Annotated in this window: 10 protein-coding genes; 4 read left to right on the forward strand and 6 right to left on the reverse strand. The window is 66.4% G+C overall.

Annotated elements, in window-relative coordinates; genetic code table 11:
• Window positions 1-403: 403 nt before the first annotated feature.
• The 4 genes from D1832_RS14770 to D1832_RS14785 all read right to left on the reverse strand — a co-directional run bounded on the left by D1832_RS14770 (window position 404) and on the right by D1832_RS14785 (window position 2,619).
• Window positions 404-799 (reverse strand): recombinase family protein, encoded by a 396-nt coding sequence (locus D1832_RS14770; RefSeq protein ID WP_241511040.1) that lies wholly within the window; start codon window positions 797-799, stop codon window positions 404-406.
• Window positions 800-988: 189 nt separating this feature from the next.
• Window positions 989-1,591, reverse strand: coding sequence for a cadmium resistance transporter (locus D1832_RS14775; RefSeq protein ID WP_118915136.1), 603 nt, complete (start codon window positions 1,589-1,591; stop codon window positions 989-991).
• Window positions 1,588-1,947 (reverse strand): Cd(II)/Pb(II)-sensing metalloregulatory transcriptional regulator CmtR, encoded by a 360-nt coding sequence (gene cmtR, locus D1832_RS14780; RefSeq protein WP_118915137.1) that lies wholly within the window; start codon window positions 1,945-1,947, stop codon window positions 1,588-1,590. Before cmtR ends, D1832_RS14775 begins: the two co-directional genes overlap by 4 nt.
• 282 nt (window positions 1,948-2,229) lie before the next feature.
• The gene (locus tag D1832_RS14785) at window positions 2,230-2,619 is read right to left on the reverse strand and encodes a heavy metal-responsive transcriptional regulator (RefSeq protein ID WP_118915139.1); all 390 of its coding nucleotides are present in this window, start codon (window positions 2,617-2,619) and stop codon (window positions 2,230-2,232) included.
• Between the two features lie 107 nt (window positions 2,620-2,726).
• Between D1832_RS14785 and merA the strand changes: the two genes are divergently transcribed.
• The 4 genes from merA (at window position 2,727) to D1832_RS14810 (ending at window position 7,313) form a co-directional block, all read left to right on the forward strand.
• Window positions 2,727-4,151, forward strand: coding sequence for a mercury(II) reductase (merA, locus tag D1832_RS14790; RefSeq protein ID WP_118915140.1), 1,425 nt, complete (start codon window positions 2,727-2,729; stop codon window positions 4,149-4,151).
• Window positions 4,152-4,487: 336 nt separating this feature from the next.
• Window positions 4,488-5,084: a recombinase family protein gene (locus tag D1832_RS14800; RefSeq protein ID WP_065361615.1), complete on the forward strand. Its 597-nt coding sequence runs from the start codon at window positions 4,488-4,490 to the stop codon at window positions 5,082-5,084.
• Between the two features lie 7 nt (window positions 5,085-5,091).
• Complete coding sequence (locus D1832_RS14805; RefSeq protein WP_094425451.1) at window positions 5,092-6,498, forward strand: Mu transposase C-terminal domain-containing protein; 1,407 nt, start codon at window positions 5,092-5,094, stop codon at window positions 6,496-6,498.
• A complete protein-coding gene (locus tag D1832_RS14810; protein WP_065361617.1) occupies window positions 6,495-7,313 on the forward strand; it encodes an AAA family ATPase in 819 nt (272 codons plus the stop codon). Before D1832_RS14805 ends, D1832_RS14810 begins: the two co-directional genes overlap by 4 nt.
• Window positions 7,314-7,530: 217 nt before the next feature.
• Here D1832_RS14810 and D1832_RS14815 read toward each other — a convergent pair whose 3' ends face one another.
• Both D1832_RS14815 and D1832_RS14820 read right to left on the reverse strand, forming a co-directional pair.
• Window positions 7,531-8,157, reverse strand: a complete 627-nt coding sequence (locus tag D1832_RS14815) for a carbonic anhydrase (protein WP_197275092.1) — start codon at window positions 8,155-8,157, stop codon at window positions 7,531-7,533.
• Window positions 8,150-8,881, reverse strand: coding sequence for a YoaK family protein (locus D1832_RS14820; protein WP_182434822.1), 732 nt, complete (start codon window positions 8,879-8,881; stop codon window positions 8,150-8,152). Before D1832_RS14820 ends, D1832_RS14815 begins: the two co-directional genes overlap by 8 nt.
• Between the last annotated feature and the right edge of the window lie 475 nt (window positions 8,882-9,356).

Here is a 9,356-nt window from a genome sequence, read left to right on the forward strand (position 1 = left end):
ACGCGCCAGGTCGGCGCAGGCGCGCGGGAAACGCTACATCCAGGTCGACTGCAGCGAAGATTCTCGCCCCATCTTGGAACGAGCGGGCCTGATTCCCATTACCACGGTGACAGCTGCCATCTGGAACTGCGACCCGAAGACCAGCCACGTCGGCTAACCGCATTCACACCGATTTCCTCGACATAGTGTGTAAACGGTCGTTTTTGATGCCGCCGGGGAATGCCCTATCTAGCGACGACATTGATTTCATAGCTAAGGGTGGCGAAACCGTCACATATCAGAGGGTTTTGATACCTCTGAGAGTGTCGCTGTCACCGTAAGCGCCGTTGCCGGCGATGACGTCGTAGATGAGGCGGCGGGCGCGGCCCTTGTACGCGCCGCGCGCTTTGGCCAGGTCGATTCCTTAGCGTTGGCGTTCGCGGGTGAGGGAGCGCTCGAGTTCGGCGACGGCGCCGATGAGTTGGCGTTGGAACGTCGCGAACGGGTCGGCCGCAGCATCGGGTGTGAAGGTGAGGCGTTCTTTGACGAACTCGACGCTCACTTTGCGCGCGGTGAGGTCGGAGACGATCTGCTCGAGGTCGATGAGTGATCGCGCGAGTCGATCCATCGACGCGACGCGCAACGCGTCACCGCGACGCACGTAGCGCAACGCACCCGCCAGGCCGGCGCGATCGGCTCGGCTCTTGCCGGATTGGTGATCGGTGAACAGCTCGTCGATCGCCCCGAGTGCCTCTAGTTGCCTGGCTAGATTCTGCGACGTCGACGAGACGCGCGCATACCCCACGATTTGACCCGGCATGTCTAGACCCTGCGCGCAACATGAGCAATAAGGCCACCGTGTGGCTTCGTTCGCTTGGTGGCGGGGTTTTTGCAGCGCTCCGTGGCGGTCTTGTTGCCGCGACCACGCAGGACTGGCTGCAGGTAGGTGTCGCGGTCTGAACCGAGAGGGGTGCGCCCGGTCGGCGCCGTTTGGATCGCTGCCGCTACGTCAGAGTCCGAAGGCTCCGCCGCTGACGAGAATCACGATGCCGAGGCCGATGAGAACGATGGGGAAGAGGATGTGCTCCCAGCGTTCGAGCACTTCGGCGATCGGGGGGCGGGTGGCGACGAACTTTGCCAGGGCCACCAGGACCGCGACGAGCGCGAGGAAGACGATGCAGTAGGCGACTCCTGCGAGAGGTTCCACGCTGAGGAAGACAGGGGTGTAGACGCCGATGTTGTCGCCGCCGTTGGCAAGGGTGACGCCTGCGACTGTCCACACGCCGACCTTCTTGCCGGCAACCTTGGCCTCGTCGTCATCGTCGTCATCGTCTCCGCGCCAGGCCTGCCATGCGGCCCAGAGGCCGAGGCCCAGAGGGATGAGACCGAAGTACGGGATGGCTGCCGAGGGCAGGAATGCTCCGGCACCGATGGTCACCAGGACCGCGGCACCGAGGATGCCGGCGAATCCGAGGTACTGGCCGGCCAGAATGCGGGCGGTAGTGCCGCGCTGGCCTGCCCCTCGCGCGAAGAAGAGGGAGAGCACGATGATGTCGTCGATGTTGGTCGCTGCGAACAGGCCCATCGCCTGCAAGACCGAGGTGAGGATCATGCGCCCTCCCCAGCTGCGTCGCATCCGGGAAGCGAGCAGGCGGGATCGATGCACGGGGCGTCTTCGTCCACTGCCAGGGTGGCATCGACCAGTGCCGTCAGCGCCTGCGCCAGGTGCGAATCGGCGATCTCATATCGTGTCCGACGACCCTCGGGCTCGGAGACGACGATCCCGCAATCGCGCAGGCATGCCAGGTGGTTGGACACGTTCGGGCGTGTCAGGTCCAGATCTCGGGCCAGTTCCGCCGGGTAAGCGGGATGGTCGAGCAGGGTCAAGATGATCCGGGATCGAGTGGGGTCGGCCAGTGCACGACCCAGGCGGTTCATTACGTCGAGACGCGAAGCCATAGTCAGCATGGACTGAACTATACAGCGCGCACTGAACACTCGGTCACAGGCGTCAGCCCAGATCGCATGCCCGTAAGGGGATCCCCATACGACCACCGGGGTTGGCGACCCTCACCCCTGTCGACCCACCCGGATCGATACGTGCTGTGAGTCCCTCGGGCGCAGTTCCGATGCCCACTGCGCCGCTGACACTTTCGTGTCAGTAGGTCGAGGCGGAACGTTCCAGCTGTGCGGCTGGGGCTCGGTCGACCACCACCCCTCGATGGCGTGTCCGTGCGGCGTCGGGCTTGGCTACAGGTACCGGCAGACCTGGTCGGAGCTGCACGTGTCGGGCTCAACGTGCTCGGCCTGGTCGCGTAGCCCGGCGAGGGTGTCGCGCAGGTCGTGGAGCTGTCTGAGTTTCAGGTCAATGTCGGTCAGGCGTGCGTCGAGCAGGTCGCGTACGTGATCGCAGGGAGCTTGGCCGTGGTCGCGGATGTCGAGGACCTGCCGGATCTGGGCGAGGGAGAGTCCGGCGGCTTGGCCGCGGTGGATGAAGTCGATCCGGGTGAGGCTCTCGGTCGTGTAGCCGCGGTAGCCGCCGGGCGTGCGCTCGGCCGGGGGCAAGAGCCCCTGGTCTTCATAGAACCGCAGAGTCTTCGTGGTCGTGCCGGCCGCTTCAGCGAGCTCCCCGATCCGCATCCTCACCCCTCGTGTGTCACAGGTCTCACCCTTGACCTTCCCCTGTACTGGAAGCTTTAGTATCGCCGCATCAGGAGGATTTCTCAACAGTCCGGGGAGGGTTCGGGATGCAGTCGAAGATTGATCTGGCCGTGATCGGGTCGGGTGGCGCGGCGTTCGCCGCAGCGATCCGCGCCACCACGCTGGGCAAGTCGGTGGTGATGGTCGAGCGCGGTACGTTCGGCGGCACCTGCGTGAACACCGGGTGCGTGCCGTCCAAGGCGCTGATAGCGGCCGCCGAGGCCCGCCACGTGGCCGCGAACGCGGGCTCCCGGTTCCCGGGGATCGCCGCCACCGCGGGCGCGGTCGACATGCCCGGGCTGGTGGGTGGCAAGCAGGACCTGGTCGAGGCGATGCGGGGTGAGAAGTACTTCGACGTGGCCGAAGCCTACGGCTGGCCGGTCCGCCAGGGCCAGGCGGCGTTCGCCGGCACCCCGGATGCGCCTGTGCTGGAGGTCACCGCCGCTGAAGGCACCGTGGAAACCATCGAGTCCGCCCATTACCTGATCGCTACCGGCACCCGTCCCTGGGTCCCGCTCATCCAGGGGCTGGACGGCGTCGAGTACCTGACCTCGACGTCGGCGATGGAACTGTCCGAGCGCCCCGACTCGCTGCTGGTGCTCGGCGGTGGCTACGTGGCGCTGGAGCTGGCCCAGATGTTCGCCCGGCTCGGCTCGAAGGTGACCCTGCTGGTGCGTTCTCGGCTGGCGTCGAAGGAGGAGCCGGAGGTTTCCAGATCATTGCAGGAAGTCTTCGCCGACGAGTGCATCCGGGTGGTCCGCCGCGCTGTTCCCTCCCGCGTTGCCCGCGATACCGTCACCGGGCAGGTCGTCGTCATGGCCGAGGTCTCGGGCGGCGAGCAGGAGTTCCGTGCCGACGAGATCCTCGTCGCGCTCGGACGCCGCCCGGTCACCGAGGGGCTCAACCTCGAGGCCGTGGGGGTGAAGACCGGCGAGGCCGGACAGATCGTGGTCACCGACCAGTTGCAGACCGCCAACCCCCGCGTCTGGGCGGGCGGGGATGTCACCGGGCACCCCGAGTTCGTCTATGTCGCGGCCCGGCACGGCACGATCGTCGCCGAGAACGCCTTCACCGACGCCAACACTTCGGTCGACTACACACGGATGCCTCGGGTGACGTTCACCGGTCCCGCCATCGGCGCGGTCGGGATGACCGAGAAGGAGGTCATCGCGGCCGGGATCCGCTGCGACTGCCGCGTCCTGCCACTGGAGTACGTGCCCCGTGCGCTGGTGAACCGGGACATGCGTGGGTTCATCAAGATGGTCGCCAACGCCGACACCGGCGAGATCCTCGGTCTCACCGCTGTCGCCAAGGACGCCGGCGAGCTCGCCGCCGCCGGCGTCCACATCCTCGGCAAGACCATCGCAGAAGTCGCCGACGCGTGGGCCCCATACCTGACCATGGCCGAAGGCATCCGCATCGTCGCCAAGGCCTTCACCACCGACGTCTCGAAGCTGTCCTGCTGCGCCTGACCGCGCACTCACCCCAATAGAATTGGACGCACTCAATGAGACGATCCTCACCACCGACCTGACAGACCACCGACCTGGCAGACCGGCTCGTCCGGTCCGAGGAGACCGCCCTGCTGGTCCCGTTGCTGCGGCTGCGCGCCGCCGGTGACCCGATCACCATCGATCACCTCGCGACGGTCCCTCGACGGCACACTTCCGAGGGTCCCGCATGGGGAACCTCGACCGGACACACCCACTCCCGACATGGGAGTCCTATAGCATGCCTGACGAGGTGTCCCGTAAGACCCGTCCGGTGAACTGTTCGGTGACGGGGCCTTATATGACACACTTAGAAGCATGTCCGCTTTGAAGGTCGGGTACGCCCGGGTCTCCACCGATGAACAGGACCTCACCGCCCAGCGCGATGGCCTCAGCGCTCTCGGTGTCGACGCGATGCGCATATACGTCGATCACGGACTGACCGGCCGCAATGCGGATCGCGCCGGGCTGCGGCAGGCGCTGGCGGCATGCCGGGCCGGTGACACGTTCGTGGTCACCAAGCTCGACCGGTTGGCACGTTCGGTGCGCGATGCTCACGAGATTGCCGATGACCTCGCGGCCCGCGAGGTGAAACTCAGCATCGCCGGATCGGTGTATGACCCGACGGACCCGATGGGCAAACTGCTGTTTAACGTGCTGGCGATGGTCGCCGAGTTCGAAGCCGACCTCATTCGCGCCCGCACCCGCGAAGGGATGAAGGTCGCCAAGGCCAAGGGCCGGCTGCGCGGGAAGTCTCCGAAGCTCACCCCACGACAGGAGGCTCACCTCGTCCACCTGCATGCCGCCAAGGAGCACACCGTGGGCGAGCTGGCCGAGCTGTTCAGCGTCGGCCGCTCCACGGTCTACCGTGCCCTTGAGCGCGCGCAGCGTGGCCGCGAGAGCCTCGTGCAGTAGGTGCGCGATGGACGCTGCGGCGCGGTGGCGCATTCTCCGGCTCCATGTGGAGGACGAGGTTCCGCTCGCGCGTCTGGCCCGCGAGTCCGGCGTCGGGCTGCGGACCCTGGAGCGCTGGCACGCCCGCTACCGGACCGACGGCTACGCGGGCCTGGAGACGGCCCCGCGAATGGACGCCGGCACCCACCGCTTGCCGACCGATCTCGTCCACGTGATCGAGGGTCTGGCGCTGAGCAAGCCGCGGCCGGCTATCGCCACGATCCATCGCAAGGTCACCGGCATCTGCGGCATCCACGGGTGGCCGGTCCCGTCCTATTCGGTGGTGTGGGAGATCGTGCGCGCCCTGGACCCGGGCATGGTCACCCTCGCCCTGGAAGGCGCGGCGTCCTACCGCGACAAGCACGAGCTGGTGCTGCGCCGGCAGGCGGAGTGGCCCAACGCGATGTGGCAGTCCGATCACACGTTGCTCGACATCCTGGTAGTCGGCACCGATGGCAAACCTGCCCGGCCGTGGTTGACGACCATCCTCGATGACTGCTCCCGAGCGATCTGCGGCTATACCGTCTTCCTGGGCGCACCGTCGGCGATGAACACCGCGCTGGCGCTGCGGCAGGCGATCTGGCACAAGGCCGACCCGGCCTGGCCGATGTGCGGCCTACCGGACGTGCTCTACGTCGATCACGGCAGCGACTTCATCAGCCACCAGCTCGCCGGCACCGCCGTCGACCTCCACATCCGGCTGATCCATTCCACCGTCGCCCGCCCCCAGGGCCGGGGCAAGATCGAGCGGTTCTTCGGCACCGTCAACACCGAGCTGCTGGCCGACCTGCCCGGATACATCGGCGAAGGCCAGCCCTGGCCAACACCGACACTGTCCCTGGCCGAGCTCGACACCGCCGTCGAAAGGTTCGTGGCCACCTACAACGACCGCACGCACAGCGAGATCGGCACCTCCCCGCGCAGCGCGTGGATCGCCGAGGGCTGGCTGCCCCGCATGCCCGAGAGCCTGGAAGCTCTCGACGGACTGTTGCTGACCGTGGCCAAGACCCGCGTCGTGCGCCGCGATGGCATCCGATTCCAGGGCCTGCGCTACGTCTCCCCGACCCTGGCCGGCTACGTCGGACAGTCGGTCGTGATCCGTTACGACCCTCGCGACATCACCGAGATCCGCGTCTTCGACCACGACGAGTTCCTCTGCAAGGCCGTCAACCAGGAGCACCACGACCAGAAGGTCAGCCTCAAAGAGATCCAGGCCGCTCGCAACGCGAGACGCCGGGCACTACGGGCCGGCATCAATGAACGCATCGCTGTCGTGGCCGCACACACCACCGAGACACCACCTCCCGCGGAGGAACCAGCGGCGGCGCAGACGCCGAAACGGAAGTTGAAGGTCTACAAGGAGGACCTGAGGTGAGCCAGCGCTTCATCGTCACCAAAGAACACCGCCGCTTCACCGAGTTCGCCGACGCCGTGCGCCGCGGCCACACCATCGGCCTGTGCTTCGGGTCGGCCGGAGTGGGCAAGACGCTCTCGGCGCGCCGCTACGCGCACTGGGACAAGGCCCTCGATCTGCTGACCTACTGGGGGCCGCGCTCCGACGACGACGCCAAGATCTACGCCGCCCTGAACCGGAGCCGCACCGTGCTCTACACCCCCAGCGTGCTGACCACCCCGCGGACCCTGAAGGATGAGCTCAATCAGGCCATCACCCGCACCAACATCTGCATCGAACAGCACCTCGCGCCGCACGGCGACGTCACGCCCGAGACCTGGGGATGGCGCCGCAGCAGGAACTACGTGGAGCTGATCATCGTCGACGAGTCCGAACGGCTCCGCCCCGCCGCCCTGGAACTGCTGCGCGACCGCTACGACCGAGACGACATCGCACTGATCCTGATCGGCATGCCCGGACTGGAGAAGCAGTTCAGCCACTACCCCCAGTTCTACAGCCGGGTCGGGTTCGCCCATCAATACCGACCCCTGGGTCAGGACGAACTGTTGTTCGTCCTGCAACGACACTGGCGCTCCCTCGGCAAGACCCTCGACCCCGAAGACTTCACCGACGCCCAAGCCATCGCCGCCATCGCGCGGGTCACCCGCGGCAACTTCCGGCTGCTCGAACGCCTCATCCCCCAGATCCAGCGCGTGCTGAAGATAAACGAACTCGACACCATCACCAACGATGTCATCGAAGCCGCCCAAAGCACCCTGGTCATCGGCGTCACCTGACCCCGGCCTGCCACGGAACGTCGGAAGAACCCCGCCATTTAAACGCAGAAGTCACACCACCGAGGACCCTATTTGCACGCGAGCCACATAGAGGAGTAACTGTGCAAATTGGGTGTACCCCATCCCGTACTAATGCAATGAAGGGGACCAGACGCCTACCGGAGGCGGCCTGTCGCCCCACGGCCCTCGAGGCCATCCCTCGGGTGACCCGGCAGGCTTAGACCACCCCCGCGCGCGCATGGGTGGCTGCGGTGTCGGGAGTGAAGCTGTGCAGGGGGTGGATACGGCCGTCGTCGAGGCCGTAGATCCAGGCGTGCACGGTGGGGCCGTCGTGGCGTTCCCAGGCGTCGCGGATGATCGGGGTATGGGTGAGGTGCTCAGCCTGGGTGATGGCGTTCAGCTCGCACAGCCGGCGCAGGGCCTGCTCCTCAGGCAGGGCGTCGACCTCGGCGCGGTGGCGGGCGTACACGTCCTGGATGTAGCGCAGCCAGTTGTCGATCAGGCCGATGCGGGTGCCGTTCTTAGCGGCGGCGACGCCGCCGCAGCCGTAGTGGCCGCAGACGATGATGTCGGAGACCTTCAAGACCTCGACGGCGTACTGGATGACCGAGTGGGAGTTGTGGTCGGCGTGCGGGACCACGTTCGCGATGTTCCGGTGGACGAAAACCTCGCCGGGGTCTAGGCCGATGATCTGGTTGGCTGGGACGCGGGAGTCTGAGCACCCGATCCACAGGTAGTCCGGTGCCTGCTGTGTGGACAGGCGGGTGAAGAAGTCGGGGTCGGCGGCGGTCCTGGCCTTCGACCAGGCGGTGTTGTTCTCCAGCAGCAGGGCGATGTCAGACACAGTCGAACTCCAGTTCATGGTCGGATTTGTCGGTCTCGGGGTCGGCAGCGGCTCGGCGGTGGTGGTAGGTGAAGTAGGCGATGCCCAGCAGTGCGCACACGCCGGCGGGGTAATACAGGGCGTTGGTGCCGTCATCAATGGCGTTGACCGCTCCCAGGGCGCCGCCGATCACGAAGAACAGCATGGTCAGCACCAGCACCGAGGCGAACCACACGTCGGTGCGCTTGTGGGTGCTGCGCCCGATCAGCGCGCCCAGGTCGGTCAGCGTGCCGGTGAAGTGGGTGGTGCGCAGCACCAGGCCCCGGTAGTTGGAGAACATGGCGTTCTGCAGCCCGCACGCGGACGCCGCAGCGATCATCGCGCCGGGTTTCAGGCCGGCACCGTCCAGCAGCGGCGCGGCGGCGAGCAACCCGGCCTCGATCAGCAGCGCGCCGCCGTAGCGGCGGCCGGTCTCGGTCTCGGTACCACCAATGATCGCGCCACCGAGCACCGCCCCGGCGAAGAACCCCAGCAGGATCAGCATCAGCTGCTCCAAGTCGGGCAGGTCGCCCTCGACCACAGCCATGCTGAAGTGGGTCAGCGACCCCGACACGTGACTGACCGGGTACACCAGGTCCACGAGCAGGGTCGAGTTGATGAACCCCGCGATCGCGGCCAGCACGCACACATAGATCATCACGAAGCGGCGCAGGTCAGGGTCATCGGGAAAGGTCGGTCGAGCCATGCGAACCCCTAACTGGATTGCCGTGAGCGCCTTTCCCCGAAACGCGCTCACACCGTAAGCCGACATGCCCGCCCGGCCGCTCGGCCCGAGGTGGGGACGGCGGCGTGGGTGCCTTGGCGACCGCTAAGGGCCACCGGCTAATGCAAAAGCGACATGACCATTTGCAGGCCTTCCGTTGAAGCAATGCTGACCTCCATGGGATACGCGCTTGGTGCACACTCTCTCAGCATTCAGAGCGTGCCGACACCTGCCAGAGATGTGACTCGAGACACGACGTCCCGCATCCCGAAACACAGGGTGGGCACGGCCTGGGGACTGCTGCACGGATAGGTGACACGGTGACGTGACCCCCATCGTGGTTTCCACCGTGAGTGGCTAAGTCAGGCGGATTTTTGGGTGCGGGTTGATGCTAGCTCGTACTGGATGGGGCTGACGTAGCCGAGTGCTGAGTGGCGGCGCTGTCGGTTGTAGAACA

The organism is Dermacoccus abyssi (assembly GCF_003515945.1).
GTDB lineage: Bacteria > Actinomycetota > Actinomycetes > Actinomycetales > Dermatophilaceae > Dermacoccus > Dermacoccus abyssi.